The organism is Pseudonocardia sp. DSM 110487, from assembly GCF_019468565.1.
Taxonomy (GTDB): Bacteria; Actinomycetota; Actinomycetes; order Mycobacteriales; family Pseudonocardiaceae; genus Pseudonocardia.
Genome location: NZ_CP080521.1, coordinates 3,641,877 through 3,667,653, shown reverse-complemented (window position 1 = coordinate 3,667,653; position 25,777 = coordinate 3,641,877). Strand labels below are relative to the sequence as shown.

General features: G+C 70.3%; 21 protein-coding genes. 11 read left to right on the top strand and 10 right to left on the bottom strand.

Translation table 11 applies throughout. The features are described from left to right. Positions 1-23 precede the first annotated feature (23 nt). Both K1T35_RS17095 and K1T35_RS17090 read left to right on the top strand, forming a co-directional pair. Positions 24-818, top strand: coding sequence for an alpha/beta fold hydrolase (locus tag K1T35_RS17095; protein WP_220261121.1), 795 nt, complete (start codon positions 24-26; stop codon positions 816-818). Further along, positions 818-1,891 carry an NADH:flavin oxidoreductase/NADH oxidase gene (locus K1T35_RS17090; RefSeq protein ID WP_220261120.1) on the top strand — a complete coding sequence of 358 codons (1,074 nt, stop codon included), beginning with the start codon at positions 818-820 and terminating at the stop codon, positions 1,889-1,891. Before K1T35_RS17095 ends, K1T35_RS17090 begins: the two co-directional genes overlap by 1 nt. 25 nt (positions 1,892-1,916) lie before the next feature. Here the strand turns inward: K1T35_RS17090 and K1T35_RS17085 are convergent, their stop codons facing one another. Next, complete coding sequence (locus K1T35_RS17085; RefSeq protein WP_220261119.1) at positions 1,917-2,660, bottom strand: IclR family transcriptional regulator; 744 nt, start codon at positions 2,658-2,660, stop codon at positions 1,917-1,919. A gap of 201 nt (positions 2,661-2,861) precedes the next feature. Here K1T35_RS17085 and K1T35_RS17080 point away from each other — a divergent pair, with 201 nt between their 5' ends. Together K1T35_RS17080 and K1T35_RS17075 are read left to right on the top strand one after the other, a co-directional pair. Then, complete coding sequence (locus K1T35_RS17080) at positions 2,862-3,896, top strand: zinc-binding dehydrogenase (protein WP_220261118.1); 1,035 nt, start codon at positions 2,862-2,864, stop codon at positions 3,894-3,896. 468 nt (positions 3,897-4,364) lie between these two features. Continuing rightward, positions 4,365-5,753, top strand: a complete 1,389-nt coding sequence (locus K1T35_RS17075) for an FAD-dependent oxidoreductase (RefSeq protein ID WP_220261117.1) — start codon at positions 4,365-4,367, stop codon at positions 5,751-5,753. A 152-nt stretch (positions 5,754-5,905) separates the two neighbouring features. Here K1T35_RS17075 and K1T35_RS17070 read toward each other — a convergent pair whose 3' ends face one another. The 4 genes from K1T35_RS17070 to K1T35_RS17055 all read right to left on the bottom strand — a co-directional run bounded on the left by K1T35_RS17070 (position 5,906) and on the right by K1T35_RS17055 (position 11,021). After that, positions 5,906-7,252, bottom strand: coding sequence for an MFS transporter (locus K1T35_RS17070; RefSeq protein WP_220261116.1), 1,347 nt, complete (start codon positions 7,250-7,252; stop codon positions 5,906-5,908). Positions 7,253-7,282: 30 nt separating this feature from the next. Next, the gene (locus K1T35_RS17065) at positions 7,283-8,038 is read right to left on the bottom strand and encodes an SDR family oxidoreductase (protein ID WP_220261115.1); all 756 of its coding nucleotides are present in this window, start codon (positions 8,036-8,038) and stop codon (positions 7,283-7,285) included. A 74-nt stretch (positions 8,039-8,112) separates the two neighbouring features. Beyond that, positions 8,113-9,552, bottom strand: a complete 1,440-nt coding sequence (locus K1T35_RS17060) for a lyase family protein (protein WP_255622034.1) — start codon at positions 9,550-9,552, stop codon at positions 8,113-8,115. Then, positions 9,549-11,021, bottom strand: coding sequence for an NAD-dependent succinate-semialdehyde dehydrogenase (locus tag K1T35_RS17055; protein ID WP_220261114.1), 1,473 nt, complete (start codon positions 11,019-11,021; stop codon positions 9,549-9,551). The genes K1T35_RS17060 and K1T35_RS17055 overlap by 4 nt, the downstream gene beginning before the upstream one ends. 254 nt (positions 11,022-11,275) lie before the next feature. Between K1T35_RS17055 and K1T35_RS17050 the strand changes: the two genes are divergently transcribed. Together K1T35_RS17050 and K1T35_RS17045 are read left to right on the top strand one after the other, a co-directional pair. Beyond that, complete coding sequence (locus K1T35_RS17050) at positions 11,276-12,217, top strand: LysR substrate-binding domain-containing protein (RefSeq protein WP_220261113.1); 942 nt, start codon at positions 11,276-11,278, stop codon at positions 12,215-12,217. Between the two features lie 83 nt (positions 12,218-12,300). Continuing rightward, entirely contained in the window at positions 12,301-12,822 is a 522-nt protein-coding gene (locus tag K1T35_RS17045) for a flavin reductase family protein (RefSeq protein ID WP_220261112.1), read from the top strand. A gap of 7 nt (positions 12,823-12,829) precedes the next feature. Here K1T35_RS17045 and ribA read toward each other — a convergent pair whose 3' ends face one another. The 4 genes from ribA to K1T35_RS17020 form a co-directional block, all read right to left on the bottom strand. Continuing rightward, on the bottom strand, positions 12,830-13,576 hold the full coding sequence (ribA, locus tag K1T35_RS17040) for a GTP cyclohydrolase II (protein ID WP_370645389.1): 747 nt from the start codon (positions 13,574-13,576) through the stop codon (positions 12,830-12,832). Positions 13,577-14,279: 703 nt separating this feature from the next. After that, on the bottom strand, positions 14,280-14,423 hold the full coding sequence (locus tag K1T35_RS17030; protein ID WP_220261111.1) for a hypothetical protein: 144 nt from the start codon (positions 14,421-14,423) through the stop codon (positions 14,280-14,282). A gap of 72 nt (positions 14,424-14,495) precedes the next feature. Then, positions 14,496-19,910 (bottom strand): AAA family ATPase, encoded by a 5,415-nt coding sequence (locus K1T35_RS17025; protein ID WP_220261110.1) that lies wholly within the window; start codon positions 19,908-19,910, stop codon positions 14,496-14,498. Positions 19,911-20,451: 541 nt separating this feature from the next. Continuing rightward, positions 20,452-21,036 (bottom strand): TetR/AcrR family transcriptional regulator, encoded by a 585-nt coding sequence (locus K1T35_RS17020; RefSeq protein WP_255622032.1) that lies wholly within the window; start codon positions 21,034-21,036, stop codon positions 20,452-20,454. A 210-nt stretch (positions 21,037-21,246) separates the two neighbouring features. On the opposite strand from K1T35_RS17020, the gene K1T35_RS17015 reads away from it, so the two are divergent. Further along, on the top strand, positions 21,247-21,621 hold the full coding sequence (locus K1T35_RS17015) for a hypothetical protein (RefSeq protein ID WP_220261109.1): 375 nt from the start codon (positions 21,247-21,249) through the stop codon (positions 21,619-21,621). Positions 21,622-21,772: 151 nt separating this feature from the next. After that, on the top strand, positions 21,773-22,363 hold the full coding sequence (locus tag K1T35_RS17010) for a dihydrofolate reductase family protein (RefSeq protein ID WP_220261108.1): 591 nt from the start codon (positions 21,773-21,775) through the stop codon (positions 22,361-22,363). A 540-nt stretch (positions 22,364-22,903) separates the two neighbouring features. Here K1T35_RS17010 and K1T35_RS17005 read toward each other — a convergent pair. Beyond that, on the bottom strand, positions 22,904-23,077 hold the full coding sequence (locus tag K1T35_RS17005; RefSeq protein ID WP_220261107.1) for a hypothetical protein: 174 nt from the start codon (positions 23,075-23,077) through the stop codon (positions 22,904-22,906). 284 nt (positions 23,078-23,361) lie between these two features. On the opposite strand from K1T35_RS17005, the gene K1T35_RS17000 reads away from it, so the two are divergent. The 3 genes from K1T35_RS17000 to K1T35_RS16990 all read left to right on the top strand — a co-directional run bounded on the left by K1T35_RS17000 (position 23,362) and on the right by K1T35_RS16990 (position 25,776). Continuing rightward, on the top strand, positions 23,362-24,096 hold the full coding sequence (locus K1T35_RS17000; RefSeq protein ID WP_220261106.1) for a class I SAM-dependent methyltransferase: 735 nt from the start codon (positions 23,362-23,364) through the stop codon (positions 24,094-24,096). 128 nt (positions 24,097-24,224) lie between these two features. Continuing rightward, positions 24,225-25,022 (top strand): transposase family protein, encoded by a 798-nt coding sequence (locus tag K1T35_RS16995; RefSeq protein ID WP_220262664.1) that lies wholly within the window; start codon positions 24,225-24,227, stop codon positions 25,020-25,022. 367 nt (positions 25,023-25,389) lie between these two features. After that, the gene (locus K1T35_RS16990) at positions 25,390-25,776 is read left to right on the top strand and encodes a DUF6394 family protein (RefSeq protein WP_220261105.1); all 387 of its coding nucleotides are present in this window, start codon (positions 25,390-25,392) and stop codon (positions 25,774-25,776) included. Position 25,777: the final 1 nt, after the last annotated feature.

Genomic DNA, 25,777 nt, shown 5'->3' with positions numbered 1-25,777 from the left:
TGGTACAAGGAGGTTCGGCGGTCATGTCCAGCGTCGAAGGATCCACCCGCTCGGTACAGCGGGCCTGGGAGACGTCGATCCACTACACGGTGAGCGGCCCCGAGGACGGGCCGACCTGGCTCTACGTCCACGGCTGGGGGTGTCGACGGACGGACTTCGCCCAGGTCGCCGCGTTCCTGCCGGCCGACCATCGAGTGATCGCCGTCGACCTCGCCAGTCACGGCGACTCCCGCTCGGCCCGCACCGCATGGACGATGCGGGAGTTCGCTCACGATGTCGCCGCGGTGACCGACGCTGAGTCGGTCGAGCGCTGCGCCGTCGTCGGACACTCCCTCGGAGGTGCGGTGGCGGTCGAGCTCGCGCGGGTGCGACCCGACATCGTCACGCAGGTGATAGGGATCGACTCGTTCCACTACCTCGGCCTCTATCCGGCGGTCGAGGACTCGCTGGCTCGCCAGATGGTGCGATCGTTCGAGGACGACTTCCCGGCAGCCGTGCGCGGCCTGGTCGTCATGGGCTCCGTCCCGGACACGGACCCGGACTTCGGCGAGACGATCTTCCGCAAGATGTCGAGCATCCCGCCCGCGGTGGGCGCGGCCGCCCTCGACGGGATGCTGCGCTGGGACATGGACGAGGCGCTGGGCGCCGTGCGGCAGCCGGTCACCACGCTCGCCGTTCGCGGCCTCCTCGACCCGGCGGCGGTCGACCGCTATGGCGAGCGGATCGACTTCGTCGTCCACGAGCTGGGCAGCCACCACTTCCTGATCGAGGCTCCCGAGGAGACCGCCAAGCTCCTCATGGCGGCGAGGTTCGACTAGTGCTCTCCACATCCTCGCCCGTCTGGACGGCCCTTCAGCTCAGGGAGGTGTTGGTCCCCAACCGGGTGTGGCTCTCGCCGATGTGCCAGTACTCCGCCGACCCTTCCGGCGCTCCCACCGACTGGCACCTCGCGCATTACGGGTCCAGGGCAGCCGGCGGTGTCGGTGTGGTCATGATCGAGTGCACCGCCGTCGCCCCCGACATGCGCACGACGATCAGTGACCTCGGGATCTACCGCGACGAGCAGGTGAGAGGCCACCGACGGCTGACGGCGGCGATCACGGCGATGGGTTCGGTGCCCGGGATCCAGCTGGGCGTCGCCGGCCGCAAGAGCTCCCACGGAGTGCCATGGGACAACGCCGGGACGCGCCACCCGGTGCTCCCCGCGGACGGCGGATGGCAACCCCTCGCGCCGTCGCCGATCCCGTTCGCCGATCTGGCCGTCCCGACGGAGATGGCGGCGCAGGACGGGACCCGGGTGCTGGAGGACGTCGAGCAGGCCGCCCGCAACGCCGACCGGGCCGGCTACCAGGTCATCGAGCTGCACGGCGCGAACGGGTACCTGTTCCACGAATTCCTCTCGCCGCTGACGAACCACCGCACCGACGAGTGGGGCGGCGACCTGGAACGGCGGATGCGGTTCCCCCTGGAGATGGTGAATGCCGTCCGCGCGGGATGGCCGGAGGACAAGCCGGTCATCGTCCGGCTGCCCGCGGAGGACCTCCTCGAGGGCGGGCTCACCACCGACGACATGGCGGTGGTCGCGAGCAGACTGGCCGGCGAGGGCGTCGACATGATCGACCTGCTGTCCGGCGCCCTGGTCCCGGAGGCGTCCCGCCCCGCCACGCCCCTGCACAACGCGCGCTACGGGCCGCGCTTCCGAGCGGCCGGACTCCTCACGGCGGCGTCGGGGCAGATCTCCCAGCCGGAGCACCTCGACGAGGCGGTACCGGACCTGGTGGATGTCGTGCTCGTGGGCCGGGCACTGCTGCGCGACCCCTACTGGGCCCTGCGCGCCCGCGGCGCAGACCCGCTCGAGTCGTGGCCGAAGCAGTACCACCGGGCCTTCTGACGCGCCCCGTTCGAGACGGACGAGCTCAGACGGCGGAGATCAGCGCGCTGATCTCGTCCGCCGCGGCGACGGTCAGGCGCGCCAGCGCCTTCTCCTCGGCGGGCGGGAAACGCATCTCCGGGATCGACAACGTCACCGCGGCGATGGGACGGCCGGTCGCGTTGGTGACGGCCGCGCCGAGGGAGACGACGTGCGGGCGGAACCACGCGGAACCGTTGAGCGCATAACCCCGCTCGGCGGTCCGGGCGATCTCCTCCCGGAGCTGGTCGGCGCTCGGGATCGGCTCGGCGAAGTCCTCGACCGGGTGCGTCAGCACCTCGCCGACCTCCGGCGGGTCGAGGCGGGCCAGGATCGCGAGCCCCGCCGACGTGGCCCGCAGCGGCAGGCGGGTGCCGACCTCGACGATCACGCGGACGGCCTGCGCGCTGTCCTCCCTCGCAATGATGATGACGTCGTCACCGTCGCGCAGGGAGAAATGGACCGTCTCGTCGGTCTCGGCGGCGAGCCGCTTGATCACCGGCCGAGCGAGATCGCGAAGATCCTGCTCGCCGGTCCCCCGCAACCCGATGGCGAGCGCCTTCATCGTCACGCCCCATCGCGTGCGGTCGGGGTCGACGATCCGCAGCCAGCCGGCCTGCTGCAGCGTGACCAGACAACGCTGGACCGAACTCTTCGGCATGCTGGTGACGCGCGCGAGCTCGGAAACACCGATGGGCTGGCGGGCGGCGACTTCCTCGAGGACGCGCAGGGTGCTCAACACGCTGTTCATCGACCGAACCTTGCTGGCCGGTTTCTCCGTCGCCGTCACATTCCACACCTTCGTGCCCGCCGATCGAACCTGGACCGTACCACCATACGCGCAGCCGTCTCACATCCCGGCACACCCTCTGGCGTGCATTCCCTTCGCGGCGTACGTTCCACGGACCAGCACGATGTACCACACTGCAGCATGACTCAGCGAGGTGGGGCGATGAGAGCAGCGCGAATCTCGGCTTTCGGTGGACCGGAGACCTTCGGGGTCGTCGAGGTGGCCACGCCGGAACCAGCCGCGGGCGAGGTCCTGGTGCGACTGCGCGCCGCCGGGTTGAACCGAGCCGACATCCTGGTCAGGGAGGGCCGGTTCCCCGAAGCGCCTCCGCCCCCGATGACCCTCGGGGTCGAGGGCGCGGGCGAGATCGCCGCGATCGGCGACGGCGTCGCCGGGCTCGCCGTCGGGGACCGAGTCGGAATCAACCCGATGAAGACCTGCGACGAGTGCGAGAACTGCCGCCGCGGTCAGGACAGCGGCTGCACCCGCCTGCAGTTCGTCGGCGAACACTTCGACGGAACCTACGCCGAGTACATCGCACTGCCCGTCCGCAACGTCCTCCCCGCGCCTGCCCGGCTCGGCGACGAGGAGCTCGCCGCCGGGGTACTGGCGTACATGACGGCGTGGCACATGCTCAAGACCCGCGCCCGGGTCCGGCCCGGCGAGACCGTGCTCGTCGTCGGCGCGGGCAGCGGCGTCGCGAGCGCCGCGGTGCAGGTCGCCAAGGCGCTGGGCGCGAGGGTGATCGCCACGACGGGAAGTGACCGGAAGGTCGAGCAGGTCCGCTCGCTCGGCGCCGACGAAGTGATCAATTACCTGTCGGAGCCGGACTTCGACCGGTCGGTGCGCACGCTGACGGACGGGCTCGGTGCCGACGTGGTGCACGAGACGGTCGGACGCGCGACCGTGCAGAAATCCATACTCTCGGCCCGCCACGGTGGCCGGCTGGTCGGCATGGGCTCGCACACCGGCCGGAACGCCGAGTTGGACCTCTCCGTCCTGTACCGACGGGAGATCAGTCTGATCGGCTGCCATGCCTCGAATCGAGCCGAGATCGCCGAGTTCCTGCCGCTGCTGGCCGACGGCACGCTCACCCCGGTCGTCGATTCGGTGTACCCGCTGGACGCCGCGGTCGAGGCCCAGGCCCGACTGGGCTCGCCGGAGCGCTTCGGCAAGGTCGTCCTGTCCATCGACTGAGAGGAACGCCGGTGCCGGAGCCCGCCACGTGATAGCGCGAGTCGTGTGGTTAGTGCGCAACTCCCCCTTGAACACGTCCAGAGTTGTCAACGTCGGCTGGAATCCGAGGTCTCCGATGTGCCCGCCGAGCGGGTCTTCGTGATCCGTCACGCGGCCTTCATCGGCCGTGCGCGCCGGCGCGCTATGGGCCTGCGAGGCGGGCGAACACGATCACGTTGTCTTCGTGGTGCTTTCGCCGTTGTCGGTGCGCGGCGGCGTCGGGCGGCAGACGGCCGCACGAACACGCCGCCACAACCACCTCCGCACTCGACGTGCAAGCAGCCAGCCGCCCGGCCGGACCGGCAAGATCAATTGCATGGTCGGACACTGCGTGTCGTGAGCGGACGCCTCCGCACGGTGCTGAGCCACGGAGCTGCCCACGTCATGCTGCGCCTGGCCCGCCGTCGATGCGTCGCTAGCGTTCGGCGTATGTCCTCACAACGTCTGGTCGTGATCGGTGGCGACGCCGCCGGGATGAGCGCGGCCAGCCAGGCGCGTAAACGGCAGACCGCCGACTCGCTGCAGGTGGTTGCGTTCGAACGCGGCCACGCCACCTCGTACTCGGCCTGCGGAATCCCCTACTGGATCAGCGGCACGGTCGGCGCCGAGAGGGACCTGATCGCCCGCAGCCCGCAACAACACCGCGCCAACGGCATCGACGTCCGCACCCGCACCGAGGTCGTCGCGATCGACCTGGCAGCCCGTACCGTGCACGCCCGCGACCTCGACCGGGAACGGGAGTACGACGAGCCGTTCGACCAGCTGGTCTACGCCGCGGGAAGCATCCCGATGCGCCCGGACGTTCCCGGGATCGAGGCGTCCGGCGTCTACGGGGTGCAAACCCTGGACGATGGTGCCACCCTGCGCGCCGAACTGAGCGACGACCGGACCCGCCGGGTCGTCATCGTCGGGGGCGGCTACATCGGCCTGGAGATCGCCGAGGCCTGCCAGATCCGCGGCCTCGACGTCACCGTCGTCGACCGCTCGCCCACCCCGATCGGCACCTTCGACCCCGACATCGGCACGGTCATCGCCGACGCCATCCGCGGGATCGGCATCGACCTCGTCCTCGGCGAGCCGGTCGTCGAGATCGAAACCGGGCGGGACGGGCGCGCCGTCGCGGTCCGCACCTACGCCGGCCGGCGGCTCCCGGCCGACCTCGTCGTGCTCGGGCTCGGGGTGCGCCCCAACGTCGCCCTCGCCGCGCAGGCCGGCATCCCGCTCGGCACATCCGGCGGCATCGCCGTGGACGCTCAGATGCGCACGCGGGTCGAGGGCGTGTGGGCCGCCGGGGACTGCGTCGAGTCGGTGCACCGGCTGTCCGGGCAGCGGGTGGTCGTGGCCCTCGGCACGCATGCGAACAAGCAGGGCCGGGTGGCCGGGATAAACATCGGCGGCGGCTACGCGACCTTCGCCGGCGTCGTCGGGACCGCGGTCACCAAGGTGTGCGACCTGGAGGTCGCCCGCACCGGGCTCTCCGAAGCCGAGGCCGACGCGGCCGGGCTCCGCTACGTGCGGGCCACGGTCGACTCGACCACCCGCGCCGGCTACTTCCCCGGCGCCCAGCCGATCAAGATCAAACTGCTCGCCGAGAAACGCACTGGACGCCTCCTCGGTGGTCAGATCGTCGGCCGGGAAGGCGCCGCCAAACGGATCGACGTGCTCGCCACCGCCATCTGGAACGAGATGAGCGTCGACGAGGTCCTCGGCATGGACCTGTCCTACGCGCCACCGTTCGCCCCGGTCTGGGATCCGGTGCTCATCGCCGCCCGCAAGGCGTTCGAGGCCGTCGAAGCCGACGCACGGCTGACTCCGTAACGGGTCCAGGTTTCACGATGGCTTGCGGACCGTCGGTGGTTGGTCCGATTCATCCATCGGTCTTGATCGGACGCGACTGGTGGTTGCTCGTCGGAGAGGCTGCACGAGGGCCGGTCGTCATCCCTCGCGCAGCCTCGGCCGTCCTGGAACCGTCAGGTCGAGGTTGCGGTCGCCGCTCGGTCGACACCGTCCTCTGATAGTGCCGGCTGGAACTCGACCTGCGCCCGAGCCCCGGGAGCCGCTGCGATGACGAGGCCGCAGACCACGGCAGCGAGGATCACGTAGACGGCGATCGCCGAGGAGGAACCGAACTCGGTCAGCAGCAGGGTCGCGACGATCGGCACCGGAGCCGCCGTGACCGCGCCACCCAGGTGGTAGGCCACCGATGAGCCGGTGTAGCGCGCCCGCGGTGGGAACAGCTCGGCGGTGAAGGCCGAGATCGCGCCGTAGACCAGGGCGTGCAGGACGGGAAGGGCGAGCAGGTAGGCCGCGAACACGCCGGCAACGGTCCCGGTGTCGAACAGGAGGAGGACGGGGAACGCGCCGGCCGCGACGCCCACGCACCCGGCGATGAGGAAGTTCCTCGTGCCCGTCCGGTCGGCGATCATCGCGAACAGCGGCAGGGTCACCACCTGGATGGCGGCCGCGACCAGCAGCGCGGTGAGGACGAGTCCCCGACTCAGCCCGAGGTGAACAGGGCCGTAGCTCAGGAAGAAGGTGCTGGCCAGGTAGAAGATCGTGTTCGGGGCGAGCATGCAGAGCATCCCGACGACCAGCGCCCTCTTGTACGAGGCGAAGACCTCGGCCGCCGGGAGCTTGACGACGTCTCCGCGCTCTCGGAGCGCGAGGAACTCGGGCGACTCCGTCACGCGCAGGCGGATGTAGAGGCCGACCACGATCAGCAGCGCCGAGGACAGGAAGGGGATGCGCCACCCCCACGAGAGCAGTTGCTCCTCGGGCATGAGGGTGACGAGGAAGAACGCGCCGCTGGACAGGAAGGTCCCGGCGGGCACGCCGGCCTGGGGGAAGCTGGCGTAGAACGCTCGGCGATGCGCCGGCGCGTGCTCCAGGGACATGACGACGGCGCCGCCCCACTCGCCGCCCACGGCGAAGCCCTGGACGAACCGCAGCACGACCAGCAGGACCGGCGCCCAGGTCCCGATCGTCTCGTAGGTCGGCAGCAGCCCGACGGCGAACGTGCCTGCGCCCATCATGACCACGGAGAGCACGAGCATCTTCTTCCGCCCGATCCGGTCACCGAAGTGCCCGAACACCAGCCCACCAAGGGGGCGCGCGAGGAAGGCGACGGCGAGCGTCGCGAACCCGGCGAGGGTGCCTGCCAGTGGGTCGAGCGCGGGGAAGAACAGCGGGTTGAACACCAGGACGGTGGCCGCGCCGAAGACGAGGTAGTCGTACCACTCGATGGTGGTTCCGATGAAGCTCGCCACGGCGACTTTCGCGGCCGACGGCTTCTTGTGGGCATGCGGTTGGGAACGCATCGTTGCCATCCCTATCTCCCTGATCCGGGACTACTGGATACTGCGGCCACCGTCGATGTCCAGGCAGACGCCAGTGAGGAAACCGGCCTGCTCGGACGCGAGGTAGAGAATGCTGTCGGCGACGTCCTGGGGCGTTGCAGTGCGCGCCATCGGAATGCCGGCGACCCAGGTCGAGCGGAGGTCGTCCGGTAGGGCATCCGCACCGCTGAAGCTCTTGACGAAACCGGTCTCGGCGATGACCGGGTTGACGGCGTTGACGCGCACGTCCGGGGCGACCTCGACGGCCAGGCCGCGGGTGAGGGTGATGACCGCACCCTTCGTCGCGTTGTAGACGGTCAGTCCCGGGCGAGGGCGTTTCGCCGCGATCGAGGCGACGTTGACGATCACGCCCCCTCCCCTGCGGCGGAGCGCCGGCACCGCGTGCTTGCAGCCGAGGAACACGCTGCGCACGTTCACGGCGAGCTGCCGGTCGACCGTCTCGACGTGGAGGTCGACGAGGGCGCCGGCTCGATGTGGCACGCCTGCGTTGTTCACCATGACGTCGATCCCCCCGAACGCCGACTCGGCGGCGTCGACGAGACCTCGCACGGCGTCCTCGTCGGTGACGTCGGTGGTGACCGCGATCGCCGAGGGCAGGTCGGCGGCGACCTTCTCCGCGCCGACCGTGTCGATGTCGGAGACGACGACGTGAGCTCCGGCGTCGGCGAACGTCCGCGCGGTCACCGAGCCGAACCCGCCTGCGGCCCCGGTGACGACGACGACCTTGTTCTCGAAGGACAGTTCCATGACAGCTCCTGTGTGGGCTGGGGTTTCTCGGTACCGGGCTTCGCGACGGCCGAAAGCCGCCGGCCCACCACGCGTCAGCTGACGCCGGTCATCCGCCGCGGGTCGAGCAACTCGGAGAGCTCGTCCTCCCGCAGGTCCGTGCGCTCGCGGGCCACCTCGCGGATCGTGCGCCCGCTGGCGCGCGCCTCGCGGGCGACGGCGGCCGCCTCGTCGTACCCGATGCGCGGGGAGAGCGCGGTGACCATCATCAGAGTTCGCTCGACGGCCGCCGGTCCCGCCGACGTGGCCCGGATCCCGCTGATGCACCGATCGGCGAACACGACGGCCGCGCCGGCCAGTAGCTCGATCGACTCCAGCAGGCTGAAGGCGGCGACCGGGGTCATCACGGTGAGCTCGAAGTTGCCGCGGCCGCCTGCCACGGCGATCGTCGCGTCGTTGCCCATCACCTTGGCCGCGACCTGGCACACCGCTTCCGCGACGATCGGGTTGGTCTTCCCGGGCATGATCGACGAGCCCATCGAGAGGCTGGGCACCTCGATCTCGCCCAGTCCCGCGCGGGGCCCGCTGTTCATCCAGCGGACGTCGTCAGCGATCTTCAGGAGGCCGGCGGCAGCCGTCCGCAGGGCGCCCGAGGCGAACACGACGGCGTCGAGGTTGTTCTGCGCCTGGAAGTGGTTGTCGGTCTCGCGCAGCTCCACGCCGAACTCCGCGGCCAGTGCCGCGACGACCCGACCGGCGAACTCGGGGTGGGTGTTGAGTCCGGTGCCGACCGCCGTGCCGCCGAGGGCAACCTCGGCGAGGCCGCGCTGCGCCGCGCGGAACCTGTCGATGCTGCGTTCGATCTGTCCGGCGTGGCCGAGGAACTCCTGCCCGAGCCGGATCGGCACCGCGTCCTGCAGATGGGTGCGCCCGGGCTTGACGATCCCGTCGGTGGCCTCGGCGAGCGCGCGCAGCGCGGTCTCCAGGTGGGAGAACGCAGGCACCAACCGGTGGGTGATCCCCGTCTGTGCGGCCAGGTGGACGACCGTGGGCGTGACGTCGTTGGAGGACTGCCCGAGGTTCACGTGATCGTTCGGATGCACCGGGTGTCTGGTCCCCAGCGGCATGCCCAGCAGCTGGTTCGCCCGGTTGGCGATCACCTCGTTGGCGTTCATGTTCGTGTTCGTGCCGCTGCCGGTCTGGAACACGTCGACGCGGAAGTGGTCGTCGAGGAGACCGTCGGCGACCTCGCCGGTTGCGTCCACGATCGCTTCGGCGAGCGCCGGGTCGAGCCGCCCCAGATCGGCGTTCGCCCGGGCGGCCGCTCGCTTGAGCGCTCCGAGTGCGCCGGTGTACCGCCGCGGGAGGCGCAGGTCGCTGATGGTGAACGTCTCGATCGCGCGCTGGGTCTGCGCACCCCACAGGGCGTTCGCGGGGACGATCACGGCCCCGTCGAAGTCGTTCTCCTCCCGGTACGCGGACGACCGGGCGGGGCCGCGCAGACTGGCGCCGGACGTGATCGGCTCGGCACTCACCGGTCCACGTCCAGCGCCACGTACTTGACCTCGAGGTACTCCTCGATGCCGAGCCTGCCGCCTTCCCGTCCCAGGCCGGACTGCTTCACGCCTCCGAACGGGGCGGCCGGGTTCGAGACGAAGCCGCGGTTGAGGCCGACCATCCCGGTCTCGAGGCCCTCGGCGAGGCGGATCGCCCGACCGATGTCGCGGCTGTAGACGTAGCTCACGAGGCCGGACTCGGTGTCGTTGGCCGCGCGGAGCACCTCGTGTTCGTCGGTGAAGGCCGAGATCGGCGCCACCGGCCCGAAGATCTCCTCCCTCGTCATGCGCGCGGAGGACGGAACACCGGTCAGCACGGTCGGCGGGTAGAAGTAGCCGGGTCCGGACGGCGCCGTGCCTCCCGTGTGCACGCGAGCGCCACGGCTCACGGCGTCGTCGACGAGCGCGGCGACCTTGTCACGCTGGACGGCGTCGATCAGCGGGCCGACCTCGACACCCTCGTCGACACCCGGACCGACCACCATCTTGCCCATCCGGGCCGTCAGCTTGTCGGTGAACTCCTCGACCACGTCCGCGTGCACGTAGAACCGGTTGGCCGCGATGCAGGCCTCACCGATGTTGCGCATTTTGGCGATCATCGCGCCGTCCACCGCTGCGTCGATGTCGGCGTCCGCCCACACGATGAACGGGGCATTTCCCCCCAACTCCATCGACGTCCGGAGCACCTGGTCGGCCGAACTGACGATCAGTTTCCGGCCCACCTCCGTGGACCCGGTGAACGACAGCTTCCGCAGGCGGGTGTCGTGGATCAGAGGCGTGGCGACCGCTTCAGGGTCGGAGGTGGTCACGACGTTGAGGACCCCGTCGGGAAGACCAGCCTCGGCCAGCACCGACGCGAGCAGCAACGCCGTCAGGGGAGTCTGCTCGGCCGGCTTCAGGATCATCGTGCAGCCCGCGGCGATCGCCGGGCCGATCTTGCGCGTCGGCATCGCCAGCGGGACGTTCCACGGCGTGATCAGCAGGCTCGGCCCAACCGGCTGGCGCATCAGGACGACCCGCCCCGAGCCACCGGGCTCGACGGTGAAGTCGCCCTGGATGCGCACGGCCTCCTCGGAGAACCAGCGGAAGAACTCGGCTCCGTAAGCGACCTCGGCGCGCGACTCGGCCAGCGACTTGCCCATCTCCAGCGTGATCAGCAGCGCGATCTCCTCGGTCCGCGCCACGAGGAGCTCGTAGGCGCGCCGGAGGATCTCGCCGCGCTCGCGGGGCGGCGTCGCCGCCCAGGAGCTCTGCGCCGCCGACGCCGCGGCGAGGGCGGCGACGGCGTCCTCGGCCGAGCCGTCCGCGACCTCGCAGAGGGTCGCCCCCGTCGCCGGGTTCTCCACCGCGAAGGTCCGTCCGCCGGCCGTGGGACGGAAGCGCCCCCCGATCAGCAACCCCTTTTCGATTCCGCCCAGCAACTCGATTTCGGAAAGCGTGCCGCTCATTTGCCTCGGAGTCCTCGTTCTGCCTCGGGTAGCCGACCGGCCGCTACTGTGCAGCGTCGGACTCCCGTTGTCACCAGCGTTGACGAGCAGCGCCCTTTCGCCGGGACCGCGCGTCGTCAATCCGTACGTCACCGCCTGCTCGTATTCACGAACGAAGATCGCCTATTCAGTTCTGGTCACCCCGCTGTTCCGGACCGGATGTCGCGGTGCCACGAGTTCGCACTGGCGCGTCGAAGGCGAAGTACGATGCCGGAATGCTCTCGCCGTCGTCGACCGTCGCGTCGGATCTGATGCCGAGGCTGATGCTGCTGCACGCCATGACCGAGCGCGGTCACCTGAGCGCCGCGGCGGAGGCGGTCGGCGTGCCCCAGCCCACCGCGACGCGCTGGCTCTCGGCGCTGAGCCGGACCGTCGGTGTCGCGCTCACGCACCGCGTCGGCAGGCGGATCGAACTCACCCGGGCCGGCGTCGCGCTCGCCGAGTCCGTGGGGTCGGCGCACACCACGTTGGCCATGGGTGTGGCGCGCGCCCACGAGGCCGCCGACCCGGGGCGGGGCCAGGTCGTGTTCGGCTTCCTCCGGACGATGGGAGCCAGCCGAGCTCCCGAACTCCTGCGTGACTACCGCGCCACGCGGCCCCGCGTCCGGTTGGCGCTGGTGCAGGCCGCTCACGAGGAGCTGATCGAGAAGCTCCACGACGGAACGATCGACATCGCCATGAGCTCCGTGCGGGAGAGCGACGTCGACATCGTCGCTACGGAGCTCTTCCAAGAGCCGTTCGTCCTCGTCGTTCCGGCCGATCACCGCCTGGCACGCCGCGAGTCGGTCCGCCTGTACGACTGCCGCGACGAGACCTTCGTCGGGCTCTCCGTGGGGATCGCCCTCCGCCGCAGGGTCGACGAGCTGTTCGGCGCGGCCAGGGTCCGGCCGCGCTACGGGTTCGAGACCGACGAGGTCGAGACCGTGCGGGGGCTCGCAACCGCGGGTGTCGGGATCGCGGTCCTGCCCGCCCGCCACGGCGGACCTCTTGCCGGCTCCGCCGAGGTGCCGATCGTGCCCCGGCACTACCGGAACATCGGGTTGCTCGTCTCGACGCGCCGTCCGCTCGAGCCGACCGCTGAGGGCTTCCGGCAGTGGGCCTCCGCGCACAGCTGGACCCGGTCGCTCCTGGCCCGGCGAACGTCCGGCAGGGCGTGACGGGACGTTCGGTCGCGCGCTGAGGCTGTGCGCGCGCGGTTCGCGGATATCAGGCCCGCCCGCATTCCACTTAGCGTTCGTCCATGACCGAACGCACGTACGACGAGGTACAGGAGCCACGTCCGGTCGACGGAGCCCGGATGCGGGCGGTCCTCGGCCACTTCGCCTCCGGTGTCGTGGTCATCACCGCATCCGGACCGGACGGGCCACTCGGCTTCACGTGCCAGTCGTTCAGCTCGCTGTCCCTCGAACCGCCGCTGGTGTCGTTCTGCCCGGCCGGGACCTCGACGACCTGGCCGAGGATCCGCGAGGTCGGCAGGTTCTGCGTGAACGTGCTGGCTGCCGACCATTCGGACCTGAGCACCGCGTTCGCCCGTTCCGGCACCGACAAGTACGCGGGCGTCCGGTGGAGGCCCGCTCCCTCGGGCGCTCCCGTCCTCGACGGGGTCGCCGCCTGGATCGACTGCACCCTCGAGCACGAGTACCCGGGGGGCGACCACACCATCGTCGCCGGGCGGGTGCACGACCTCGCAGCGGACGAGACGCGGGAACCGTTGCTGTTCCACCGTGGCGCCTACGCGTTCACCGCGCCGCCGGCGCGGTGACCGGCTGTCAGCCGGTGTGCTCGTTCAGCACCAGGACGTGGCCCATGCGTTCTTGTTTGGTGCGCAGATAGCGCATGTTGTGGGGGCTGGGAGTGGTGGCCAGTGTGACGCGGTCGAGGATGTGCAAGCCGTAGCCGTCGAGGCCGCCGTACTTGGCGGGGTTGTTGATGATCAGTCGCAGGCGGGTGATGCCGAGGTCGGTGAGGATCTGGGCGCCGGTGCCGTAGGAGCGGGAGTCGACGGGCAGGCCCTGCACGGTGTTGGCGTCGATGGTGTCCAGGCCGGTTTCCTGCAGGGCGTAGGCGCGGATCTTGTGAGCCAGCCCGATCCCGCGCCCTTCGTGGCCACGCAGGTAGACGATGGCGCCGGCGCCTTCGGCGGCGATCGCGCGCATGGCTTGTTCGAGTTGGGCGCCGCAGTCGCAGCGCAGCGAGCCGATGATGTCGCCGGTGAGGCACTCGCTGTGCACACGCACCAACGCGCCGCGGGGGCTGCGGGAGGCGGCGGCATCCCCGTGGACCAGGGCGAGGTGCTCGGTGGCGTCGATGGTGGAGCGGTAGGCCACCGCCCGGAACTCGCCGAACACCGTGGGCATCGCCGAGGTGGCCACGTGTTCGACGAACCGCTCGGTGGCGCGCCGGTAGCGGACCAGATCCGCGATGGCCAGCACCGGCAGGGCGTGCTCGTCGGCGAACGCCCGCAGTGTCCGACAGCGGGCCATCGAGCCGTCCGCCGCCACGATCTCGGCGATCACTGCGACCGGATCCCGGCCGGCTGGGCGCCGAGCTGATCACGTCGAGCTGCGGGCGCCGCGCGAGCTTGCCGGAGGCAGTGTCGGTGAAGATCCGCTCGCATCCGGCGGCGGTCACCGCGTCGTGCTGGCCGCCGGTGTTCTGGTCTGCGGTGCTGACTCGCGCGTAGTCGATCACGGTCGGTTCGCGTCGCCCGCTCGCAGCTCAGCCGCGGCCCCTCGACGCGGGCCAGCACTGTGCACCAAGCGCTACGGCCGGATCGGCGAGCAGCGCGAGGGCCACGCGTCGTGAGCTGGCTGTCGTCGGCAGCCTAGATGGATCAACGACTAAGTAGATCATCATCTGCCCGGAGACCTCGTTGGCCAGCCTATCGATCGGAGCACGCAAAGACCTGACCGACCGGCAGTGGCGGATCCTGCAGACGCTGCTGCCGAATGGGAAACGCCCCGGACGGCCACCGAAGTGGAGAGTGTCCTCTCCGAGCATCGGCCGGTCGGCCTTGGGCAAGCGGTCCAGGAGCCGCCCATGCGTGAGCACGAGTGACACTGCGTCGGCCCTCGTGAGCACCCCGGACGAGACGGCGGCGGCGTACGCGCCCAATGCCGCGCCCGAGGACGGTGTGCGGACCGGCCCCCACGAGATCCCCACAACTCGGCCATGGCGTGCTGGACGCGAAGAGCGCGGGTCGGCCCACGGCCATCGTGGTCAGCCGCGCCTGCACTGCGGGTCGGGGGCACCGCGGGCCGGATCGCCACGCACCCCGAGGCCGAGCACCGCCACCAGCTGGAGCTCGCCGACGCCCTGCACGAGGACGACGTCCTCCTGCTCCGGTACCGCCCGTCCCCGCACCTCACGCGGATCCGGCAGCCGCTGTGACAGGGACCCGGCCGGCCGCTGAGCTCAGCCGGGTCGTGGACCGCTTCACCCTGTCGACCGAAGACCACGAGGGCCCAGGGGGAGCTCTGCGTAAACCGTGGTACCAACGCCGGGGGCGCTCTGCACGTCGAGCCGGCCGCCCAGTGCCTCCACCCGGTCCTTGAGCCCGACCAGACCGGATCCGTCGGCGAGGTCGGCGCCGCCGCGGCCGTCGTCGCGTACCCGGACCCGCAGTACGTCGTCGGCGTCGCCGTGGGCGGTGTCGACTTCGACGTGCACCACGGAGGCGTACGCGTGCTTGGCCGCGTTGGCCAGCGCCTCGGCCACCAGGTAGTAGACGGCGATCTCGATCTGCTCCGGCAGCCTGCGGTCGACCCGCACGTCTGGTTCGACCGGAACTGCGGAGCGGCGGGCCAACCCCTTGAGCGCCGCGAACAGCCCGCCTTCGGCGAGGATCGCCGGGTGAATGCCGCGGGAGAGCTCGCGCAGCTCGTCCAGCGCCTCGGTCAACCCGGCGGCCAGGTTGTCCAGCTGCGCGGCCAGCTCGCCCGCCTCGGACGGCACCGCCGCCTGCGCGGCGCGCGCCTGCAGGGCCAGCGAGACCAAGCGCTGCTGGGCGCCGTCGTGCAGGTCCCGCTCGATGCGGTGGCGGGCCTGGTCTGCGGCGGCCACGATCCGAGCGCGGGAGGCAGTCAGTTGCGCCTGGCTCTCGGCGTTGGCGAGGGCGGTGGCGACCAGCTCGGTGAACGCGGCCAGCCGCCCCTCGGTGTGCGCCGGCAGCGACTCCTCCCGGACGGAGGACACCGTCATCACGCCCCACAGGTGGCCCTGAACCGTGATCGGCGCGCCGGCCAGCGAGCGGGCGCCGAGCCTGCGGCCGAGGTCGGCGAGCGAACCCGAGGTATCGGCGCCGTAGCGGTCGATCCGCGCCGCCCGGCCGGTCTCGGCCACCAGCGTGGCCACGTTCCGCCCGCCCAGGCCCACTCGAGTGCCGACGGGCACGGCGGTGCCGCTCGAACTCCAGATCCCGACGACGGTCACCGCACCGTCCGGGTCGAACCGGATCGCGTGCACATGGTCAACGGCCAGCACCCGACCGACCTCCGCTGCCACCGCGGCGAAGACCGCATCCGGCGACGCCGCCTGGGCAACCAGGGTGGCCACGCGCCGCAATGCGGCCTGCTCCTCGGCAATCCGGCGGTACTCGGCGTAGAGCTGGGCATTGTCCAGGGAGACGGCGAGCTGGCCTGCGATGAGCTTGACCGCGTCGAGCCGCTCGGTGGTGAACGCGCCCCGGATGAGCCGGTTTTCGATCAGCAGTAGCGCCCGCGGCGCGCCGCGACTGAGGATGGGTGTCGCGAGCAGCGAACAGCAGCGGAGGTCGACGAAGTACCGGTCGCGGCAGAAGCGGTCGTCCCGGGTGGCATCGGCCACGACCAGTGGCTCACCCGTGCGCTGGACGTAGCGCACCACCGACATCGGCACCACGGTTTCCCGGCCGGTTCCGCTGATCGACTCGGTGCCCGTGCCTGTTGACGGCTGCAGCCAGTCCTGCCGGTCGTCGTCCCACAACAGGAGGAGGACGGCGGTGGCCCCGGTCATCGCGCCGAGCACCTCGACCACGCGACCGTGCAGTCTCTCCAGGCTGGTCTCCGAACTGAGCGCCCGCGACGCGGACACGATCCCCAGCAGATCGAGCGTGCTGGTCGTGACCGTGGGCTGCCGCGGGACGAGATCAGCCGGCTGGTCAGCGCTCTGCCCCTCCCTCGGCTCGATGTGTGATTGCAGGGCGGGGTAAGCCCAGTCCAGCTGAGCGACCTTGGCGGACGCGCCCCATGCGGCGAATTGCCGGCGGGCCTGGCCGAGCAGGTCATGGCCTGTTTGGTCGAGGCCGTGGGCCAGGTGGAAGTGGGCGGCGCGTTCGGTGATCAGCGCACGATGCCACGGCCGCCTGCGGTCGGCGGCCTTGCGGCGCGCGGCGTCGAAAGCGAGCGCGGCAGCACGGAACTCGCCGACCGCCCAGGCACGCTCGGCCTCCACCAGCCGCAGCAGGTGCAGGAAGTTGTCCGGCGCGTCCGTCGCGCGGTCGGCCAGCCACTGGACCACGTCGTCCAGCTCGGACAACAGAGGCCCACGTTCGTCGTCGCGGCCGCGGGCGCGTTCGGCGAGAGCCAGTGCGTGCAGTAGGTGCGCCGAGGCGCTCGGGTAGAGGCCGAGGGCGGACCCCACCAGCGGCATCGCCGCCGCGGCGTGGTGTGCCAGACCGGGCTGGTCGTCCAGGACGGCGGCGGCGATCGCGTGCGTGAGATGCGCGGTGAAGAGCGCCAACGGGTTGCCGAGGTACCGGTCAGGTGCCGCTTCCTCACCGGCTGCCGCGGAGGTGTCGCCGCGGAGCACAGCGGTCAGCCACCGGTAGCTGTCCATCAACTGACCGGTCTGTTCGCTCCCGGTACGCCGGGTGAAGGCCAGTGCTTCCTCCGCCGCCGTGGCGCAGGCATCCAGCGTGGGCGCACAGTCGAGCAGTCCAGCCACCGACAGGTAGTAGGTGTATCCGGCGGTGGCCAGGTCACCTCCCGCGATCAGGCCTGCACGGGCTCGCTGGGCCTCTCGCACGGTGTTCTCGACCGGTTCGCCCCAGCAGCTCGCGGCGGCGAACATCTGGCGGGCCCTGGAGGTGTCGGGCTCGTAGCCGCGGGCTTCGCCCAGCGCGACGATCCGTCGCCTCGCCCGGTACATCACCGAATAGTCTCTGTGCAGAACCAGGGTCGGCGGTATGGCGTGACACGCCGCGCCGAGCAGGCGACGGGCCGGGCCGTGCTCGATCCAGATCCGCAGCGCCTCCAGGCTCAGCCACGCGTACATGGGGAAGTTCCCGGCGAAGTAGGCCGCCGGCAGCGTCGCGTCGATCAGGGCGGACGCGGCGAGAAGCGCGGGGTGGGCGATGTCCGGCCGGGCCACATCGTCGGCGACCTCGGTGTCATCCAACCACCGGAACAACCGATCGGCATGGTGGCCGAGTTCGGCCTCGACCCGGTCCGCCGCTGGAACGGCGATGCCCAGCTCGTGAAGCGACTCGACACCGAGGCCGACCGCCTCCGCGAACCGGTTGCGGTGGGTCAGGCTGCGCACCTGCACCGCCGTCGCGTCCGCGCGCTGCATCGCGGTGGCGGACAGCCCCTCGATGGTGCGGTACTCCTCGTCGGCCTCCTCCAGACGCCCCAAGCCGTACCGAGCGGCGTGGCGGCCGATGTGCAGCTCGATCAGGGTGGCGGTGTCATCGGGGTCGGCTAGGCGCAGCGCCGCGGTCAGCAGCGCATCGACGAGTGCGTGATCGCCGATCAACGCGGCCTGGTCGGCGGCGCGCCGCAACAGGTCGACGACGTGACGCCGCTCCAGCGGGTCGTCGACGGTGTCGACCGCCGGGAGATACTGCTCGGCCGCGGCGGCGAACAGCTCGGGCACACCGGCCAGCCGCCGTGCCATCGCCACGTGGAGGGTGCGCCGGCGCGACCGGTCCAGCCCGTGCAGGATCGCCTCCCGGATGCGGTCATGGCGAAACCGCACGGCCGGGGGCGGCGAGGGCTCCAACACCAGCAGGCCGTCGTCGAGGGCGGGTGCCAGTGCCTCGCCCACCACGTCCGCCGACTCGCCGATCGCGGTCTGCACCACGCTGAGCTCGGCACGGCCGCCCAGGCACGCCATCGCCTCCACCACCGCCCGTGACCGCGCCGGCAACGCGTCGATGCGCGCCGCCGACAGCGCGGGCACGGTGGATCGGCCCAGGTGCGCGCGCACGGCCGCCTCGTCCCAGCGCCACCCGCCCGCCGTGACGGTGAGCACGCCGTCGCGGTGGAGCGCGCCCAGCAACTCCGCCGTCTCGTGCGGATTGCCCGAGGTTTGCGGCCCGACCGCACCGACGAGGCCCGCCGCCGCGGCCTGGTCGATGTGCAGCATGTCGGCGATCATGGCGGCCGTGCCGGATTCAGGAAGGTTCCCCAGCCGCAGGTGCAGGACGTCGGCCTGGTCCCGCCACCGTGCCATCAGCGGGACCATCGGATGCGCCGCGTCGACGTCGCCGTCGCGGTAGGCGACGACCAGCAGCAGGCCCTCGATCGGTTCCTCGCCGAGCACCAGATCGACGAAGCCGAGTGGGGTCCGCCCGGCCCATTGCAGGTCATCGAGGAACACGACGAGCGGCCGGATGCGCGAGGCGACCGCGCGTAGCACCTCCGCAGCCACTCGCTGCACGCGCACCTGCGCGGTCAGCGGATCTCCCGGATCCGAGGCCACCTCCAGCAGTGCCGCTAACTCCGGCACCGTCGCGGTCAGCAGGCCCGCGTTCGCCCCGACCGCCTCCAGGATCCGAACCCGGACTTCGGCCAGCGCCTCCTCCGGCTCGGCCAACAGCAGCCGGCCCAGTGCGCGAAATGCCTGGTAGACCCCGTCGAACTCCAGATCCCGGCGGTACTGGTCGAACTTGCCGGTCACGAACCAGCCGTCGCCGCCGGTCACCACCGGCCGCAGCTGATCGACCAGCGCGGTCTTGCCCACCCCGGGCGCCCCGCCGATCAGCACCCCGCGGCAGCGGCCGGCCCGCGCCTCCTCGAAGGTGCCTTCCAGCGCGGCCACCTCGTCCTCGCGGCCCACCAGCCGCGACGGCAGCAACCGCAGCGGAACATCGCGTTCGCCGAGCTGGAACTCCGTCGGCCGGGCATCGCCGTCCCGCAGCCGCTCCAGATCGTGCAGGAGGCCATCGGCCGTCTGGTAGCGGTTGTCCGGTTCCTTCTCCAGCAGATGCAGAATGATCTCCGAGAGCGGCATCGGAATGGCCGAGTTCACCTCGTTCGGTGGTCTCGGCTCCCGCGCCAGGTGCTCGTGGGTGAGGCGCAGCGGGTCGCCGGTCCCGAACGGCGGCTCGCCGGTGGCCAGCTCGTAGAGCGTCGCGCCCAGCGCGTACAAGTCGGCGCGCTGGTCCACCGCCCGGCCCGTGCGCCCGGTCTGCTCCGGAGCCAGGTACTCCAACGTGCCGACGATCCGGGCGTGGTGGCTGAACTCGGGACGCAGTTCGGCGAACGACGTCGCCAGCGCGAAATCCACCAGGCACACCGCGCCGTCACTGGAGAGCACGACGTTGGCCGGGCTGATGTCGCGATGCATCACCCCCCGCCGGTGCATCCCCGCCACCGCCCGAGCCAGCTCCACCGCCAGCCCGATCAGCTCACCTGCCGCCAACGGCGTGGCCTGTCCGGCCAGGCTGGTATCGCCGGCGTCGGCCAGCATGATCGACCCAGGATGCCGCGGCGCCCGCAGCAGCTGGGCGACCCCGACGACCCCGCGCAGCCGCTCCAGCATCGCCACCTCGTGCGCCAGTCGCCGCTGTGCGTCCGGCCCCAGCGGCTCCTTGCGGACGACCACGCGCCCTGGGAAGGAAAGTCGGGTGACGCGCGCGTGTGCGCTCACGTGGACTGTTTCGGCCCGAACCGGCGGATCTGGGCCCATCAGCGCTTCTGCCCCATCCGCCACCTCCACACGCGGCCCGGCCGACGTCCTACCGTGCCTACACCACCTCAGCAAAGGCGACTATCCATCAGACGCGCGACGCGGCGGACGGCCTGGACGCACCGCTGTAGCTCCACAGGTCTGGGCTTGCTCCATCGGATCCTCCGCGAGCCGGACGACGATGCTGTGCAGCTCCTCGGTCCGGCTTTGCAGGCACCGCCGGGGTTCAGTCAGCTGATCGCCTCATCTCCCGGGTGGAGGGCGGCGGGTTCGGCCGCAGTTCCGCCAGCGGCGTCCCCTCACCAGATACTTCCCCGAGGTCGTCACCGCGCTCGGCGAGCACTTCAAGGACGTCACGCTGGATGGCGAAGTCGTGGTGTGCACGCCCGTGGGGAGGCTGGACTTCCTCGCACTGACGCGGCGCATCGCCGGGGCCCGCCGCGGTGCACCGTCTCGTCGTCGTCCGTCCACGCAACGAGGTTCGCGGGCATCGCTACGACGGTCATGAGCCATCCGGCCGACCTGCCTGGCCGATCGCCTCGATGACACCGCTGATCACCGCGGCTATGGTGTCGGCGGCCCGGTCGTGCTGGGGAAATCCGGCCTCGATCCAGGCCAGGATCGCCTCGATGACGACCGACGGCACGAGCTCGGATGCCCAAGCGCGCAGCCGGTGGTCAGCCAGAACCTCCCGCAGGTACTGCTGGGTGGTTTCGGTCATCGCGACCCGCAGCCAGTCGGCATGAGCACGAAAGTCGGGTTCACGCCCCGCATGGCGGAAGAACAACTGGAACTCATCCGGATGCTGCCGCGCGAACTCGACCAGGGCGGTCAGGCTCGACGGCTCGAGCTTGTCCGGGCCCCCGGTGGCCCGCATCAGGTCATCGCGGGTCTGCTCGAGGACGGTCCGATAGAGCTGCTCCTTGGAGTCGAAATGCCGGTAGATCAGCACCCGGCTCACTCCCGCCTCGGCCGCGACCTCCGCCAGGCTGGTCGCCGCAAACCCACCCCGTGCGAAAGCACGCGCGGCCGCTGCCAGTAGCGCCCGACGCCGCTCGGGTCGGTTCAGCAGCTTTGGCCTGGTCAAGCCTGCGATACCTCGTCTCGTACCTTGTTGGGGTTACTCTAGAGTGTTAACGTCGGTGTTAACACGTGGGGAGGGTCGGCGATGACGCCCACGCGAGGCATCGGAACTCTCGGAACGACGATTCGACTCCTGGTTGGCCTGCTGCTCGTTGGCGTCGCCCTCACGCTCGACCGACCGAGCGGCGGCGTCACTTGGTGGGACGTCGCCGCGGTGCTCGTGGTCCTGCCCCTCGCTGCCTTCGGGGCGGTCGTCGTGCTCAAAGCCTCCTGCCGGCGCTGGGCCTGGCTTGCCGGCCGAACCCGCACACCGTGGTCCGCGGCACAGGCGGCGGCCGCCGCGGCGGTGATTGCCGCGGTGCTCGCGCTGGGCACCGCGCTGACCTTCCTCAGCCCGGTCGACCGGGTCGCGCTCTGGTTGTTCTTCGGACTATCCATGATCGTCGCAGCGATACGCGGCGACGACGGCTGCGAGATCCTCGCCATCCCGAACACCATCCTGCGCCGTACCGACGTGATCTGGTGCCCCGCCTATACCCCGATCGACGCCGCCGAGCAGCCCGCCCTGGCCGACGGCGAACCGTCGTGACCAGTCGCAGTACGCCGACCTCGACGAAGCCATGCCACGCAGGCCACCTCGGCCCGTCGGCATTACGACCCTGTAGTCCAAGGTCTGCGCCTGATCGCGCTGGCGGTCAGGCCCTCCGGCACCTGACAACACCAACGACAGGGAGGACACGATGAAAAGGATGATCGCCGCGTTGCATGTGACCTTGGACGGCTTCATCGAGGGACCAAAAGGGGAACTCGACTGGGTCCAGGACTGGAACGCCCACTTGGACCTAACCTCCGAGGTTGACACGTGCGTCCTCGGCGGTGGGATGTATCCCGGCTATGAGCAGTACTGGACGTCGATCTTGGCCGACCCAGCAGGCGTACTGGAGTTCACTGGCCGGCCTCCTACACCGGGAGAGATCGACTACGCCAATTGGGCCGATCAGACACCTCACGTGGTGCTGTCTACGACGTTGAACGAGCCGACGTGGAAGACGGCGAGGGTCGTGCGCGGAGTCGAGGACGTGCGGTCACTGAAGGCTGGTGCGGGCAAGGACATCTTCGTTGTCGGGGGCGCCAGCCTCGTATCCACGTTGATGAACCACGAGCTGATAGAAGAGCTCCGACTCGTCGTGCATCCGCTCGTCCTCGGGCGCGGCAAGCCCTTGTTCAAGGACGTCACCGATCGCCACCAGCTGCAACTCATCGCTGCCGACCCCGAAGACTCAGGTCTCGTCGTTCTCAGGTATCGAACAAGGGGCGGGCGAGGTGGGTGAGCCAAATCCGGGCCCAACCGCTCGAGCGAGCCAGGCGTCGTGCCGATCCAACACTGGCGACCGGCACCCAACCCATTCGACGAATCCCGAGATATCACAGAATTCGGCGGCGTCGGCCGCAAGCGGTGACAAGAATGCGAAATTGACGGACACCTGAGCCGTGGGAGCCTGCGCAACATTTCTAGGTCCCCATTTGGACGGCGATTGGCATTTATCGCAATGAGCGTCGAGATCCCGACTAAAGCTGGATCCTCGTCAGCAACCCTCAGGAGGCCTGACTTTACCTGTCGTCAAGTCCGCCCGAACCTGACGAATCGTCAAGGGGTCGACTTCCCCCGCACAGCCCGAGGGGCGCAGAAGGCCCAGATCAGAGGCCAGGTCGGTGCAGTAGAGGCATGTACATGACCCTCTGACTGCCAGTACGGTCAGCGGGTCGCGCTGACCTGCAGAAACAGAGAATCCGCTGCTTGACCTGGTGCGGTACCACGCAGCTCAGCGTCGCGCAGGTCATGTTGGCGCACTGAGCCTTTGCCAACCTGATCATGTGTTGGCGATCATGAGGGTCTGAGCTGTGGCGACGAGCTCGGCGGCGCGGTTGGGGCTGGAGCGGATCTTGCTCGAGGCTGGCCAGTTCTTGAGTTCGGCGTTGAATCGGTCGCCCGGCCCGCGGCAGCTGGCGTGGGCTTCGTTGACGTCCTTCTCGTCGCTGGACAATCTCCGGTACCGGCCGGTGTCGGGTCCAGGTGCCGTCGCCGCCGCGGAACCGCCACCGTCGGGCCTGCCCGTTGGTAGGCGGTGTCGGCGACCGTGTGGATCGCTGGGCGCACCCGTTGCAGTACTGGGCGGGCCCCGCCGGTTCCATGAGGGCTGCTGGAACCTGTTGCCGTGGTAACTGGGAAGGCGCACGCGCCCGTCGCACGGGGCTTGACCTCGACATACGGCTCAGATTGAGTAGCGAGGTGCAGTTCGCCGCCCGGGCCGAACAGTACGACCGCTTCATGGGTCGCTACACGCCGACGTTGGCCGTCGCGCTGGCCGACGCCACTGGCGTTGCGTCCGGGATGCACGTGCTCGACGTCGGTTGCGGGCCCGGCGGGCTCACTCGCGAGCTGGTCGCCCGCGTCGGCGCCGCGAACGTGGCGGCGATTGATCCCGCTCCGCAGTTCGTCGCCGCCTGCCGGGAGCGCAACCCCGGCGCCGACGTGCGCGAGGGCACAGCCGAGGAGCTGCCGTGGGCGGACGGCACGTTCGACGCCGCGCTGTCCTCGCTGGTGATCGGCTTCATGCGCGACGCGGACCGGGGTGTGCGCGAGATGGCGAGGGTGACGCGGCCCGGCGGCGCCGTCGCCGCGTGTATGTGGGACATCGCCACCGGCGGGATGACGATGCTGCGCACGTTCTGGGCGGCAGTCGGGCGCGTGCAGCCCGGAGCCCAGAGCGAGCAGCCGCTGGTCGGCACCGCCGAGGGTGACATCGAGCAGCGATTCCGCCGCGCCGGGCTCGAGGACGTCATCGGCGGTTCGCTACTCGCCAAGGCCGACTACACCGGCTTCGACGACTTCTGGGAGCCCTTCACGTACGGGGTCGGGCTATCCGGGCAGCACCTCGCGTCGCTGACCTTCGAGCAGCGGGCGCGCGTGCGCGATGGGTGCCGGGAAATGCTGCCCGACGGCCCGTTCTCGCTCGACGCGAGGGCCTGGTACGCGTCCGGCACGGTCCCGGCCGCGCACTAAACTGAGCCTCTGCCAACTTGACGGACGGGCTGGTCAGCGGGTGTACGGCGTGGCGTGACCACGAATGGGTGAAGCCCCTGGTAGACGGGCGATTGCCTAGATCAACTCGCCTGACCAGGAGCTTCAGAGTGCTGTCCTACCCGTCCGGGATGACCGTGTCCAGTCGCGCACTCGGCATGCTCGCCGATGCCCTTCGCCACCACCGCAGCGAGCGTGCGACCCGCTGGCGCAAGCTCTCGCCCGGCCATCAGGCCCTGCTGGTGGTGGCCTACCTGCGCAAGGGCGAGACCTATGCCGATCTGGCGTGCGGCTTCCAGGTCGGCACCTCCACGGTCTACCGCTACATCCGAGAGGCGCTCGCGCTACTCGCGGCCATGGCGCCCACCCTGGAACAGGCGATCGAGGTCGCCTCGCGCAAGGCGTTCGTGATCCTCGACGGCACTCTGCTTCGGATCGACCGGGTCGGCATGGCCAGCGGTCGGGATCGCGCGTTCTACTCCGGCAAGCACAAGTGCCATGGGCTGAACGTGCAGGTCATCGCCGACCCGATCGGGAGGCTGGTGTGGATCTCCCCGCCGCTGCCCGGTGCTCGCCACGACATGGGCGCCGCCCGCGAGCACGGAATCATCGACGCGATCGCCGAGGCTGAGATCCCGACGGTCGCTGACACCGCCTACCAAGGCGCCGGCTCCACGGTGGCGATCCCGCAGCGGCGCCGCCGCCTCGACTCCGACACCGGCCGCTACCGGCGGCTGTCCCGGGATCAGAAGGAGGTCAATGCCGCGCACGCCCGCCGACGCGGGCCGGGTGAGCGGGTCAACGCGGAGCTGAAGAACTGGAAGATCCTGCGCAAGATCCGGTCCTGCCCAGGCCGCGCAGACGAGCTCGTGGCCGCGGTTCAGACCCTCACGATCGCCAGCGCTTGATCAGGTTGGCAAAGGCTCACTGCCGTGCTCCACATTTGCTCCACCCACGCCGGTCAATGACACGCCAACGCGATCTCCCAGCGTCCGGGCCACGCACGAGCAGGCGCGCGGCACCAACCCGGCCGCACTTGGCCAATCTGTCGCTACGTCCCCACGGCCGCCCGCGTACTCGCCGATCGAGATCGAGTCGCCGAGCGCGACGGACACCTACGGTTCGCCGGCTCAGCGCGCGCCACTCCCCCGTCCTACTCCGGGGCCGACTCGCCGACACCGTCACCGTGGTGCGTCGGATTCTGCTGCCGGGCGCGCTGCGCTCGGCGGGGCTAGCGTGTGCGCACCTTGCTCGGGCCAGACGAGGGGTGGGCCGGTGAACCTCGAGAAGGTCGTGTTCGGCTTCTTCGTGCTGCTCGCGGCCACGCTCAACTTCGGGTTCTTCATCGGCGACATCGCCGATCCTGCGCTGCACAACGTCTACGAGCTCTTCGCGGCCGTCGTGGTGAGCCTCATCGCTACCGTGCTGAAGTTCGGTGACCGCACCCAGATCGGCGCCGTGCACCTCGCGACGAGTCTGGTGGCGGACCTGCAGCTGATCGCCGCAACGATCGTCTGGACCTACGCGGCACACATCTCCACCGACGGTCTCACGGCCGCCGCGATGGCGAGCGTGGTGTCCCTCTCGGGCGGGGCACTGTTCGCCAACGTCGTGTCGGTGGTGCTGCTCGTCATCGAGACCGTCTCGTTCCACCGCCGTTAGG

Excerpts from the sequence above, each read along its gene's own strand:
- K1T35_RS17010 (WP_220261108.1), top strand. The coding sequence starts at position 21,773 with ATGAAAAGGATGATCGCCGCGTTGCATGTGACCTTGGACGGCTTCATC.
- K1T35_RS17080 (WP_220261118.1), top strand. The coding sequence starts at position 2,862 with ATGAGAGCAGCGCGAATCTCGGCTTTCGGTGGACCGGAGACCTTCGGG.
- K1T35_RS17085 (WP_220261119.1), bottom strand. The coding sequence starts at position 2,660 with ATGAACAGCGTGTTGAGCACCCTGCGCGTCCTCGAGGAAGTCGCCGCC.
- K1T35_RS17045 (WP_220261112.1), top strand. The coding sequence starts at position 12,301 with ATGACCGAACGCACGTACGACGAGGTACAGGAGCCACGTCCGGTCGAC.
- K1T35_RS17065 (WP_220261115.1), bottom strand. The coding sequence starts at position 8,038 with ATGGAACTGTCCTTCGAGAACAAGGTCGTCGTCGTCACCGGGGCCGCA.
- K1T35_RS17075 (WP_220261117.1), top strand. The coding sequence starts at position 4,365 with ATGTCCTCACAACGTCTGGTCGTGATCGGTGGCGACGCCGCCGGGATG.
- K1T35_RS17050 (WP_220261113.1), top strand. The coding sequence starts at position 11,276 with ATGCTCTCGCCGTCGTCGACCGTCGCGTCGGATCTGATGCCGAGGCTG.
- K1T35_RS17055 (WP_220261114.1), bottom strand. The coding sequence starts at position 11,021 with ATGAGCGGCACGCTTTCCGAAATCGAGTTGCTGGGCGGAATCGAAAAG.
- K1T35_RS17095 (WP_220261121.1), top strand. The coding sequence starts at position 24 with ATGTCCAGCGTCGAAGGATCCACCCGCTCGGTACAGCGGGCCTGGGAG.
- K1T35_RS17070 (WP_220261116.1), bottom strand. The coding sequence starts at position 7,252 with ATGCGTTCCCAACCGCATGCCCACAAGAAGCCGTCGGCCGCGAAAGTC.
- K1T35_RS17000 (WP_220261106.1), top strand. The coding sequence starts at position 23,362 with ATGGGTCGCTACACGCCGACGTTGGCCGTCGCGCTGGCCGACGCCACT.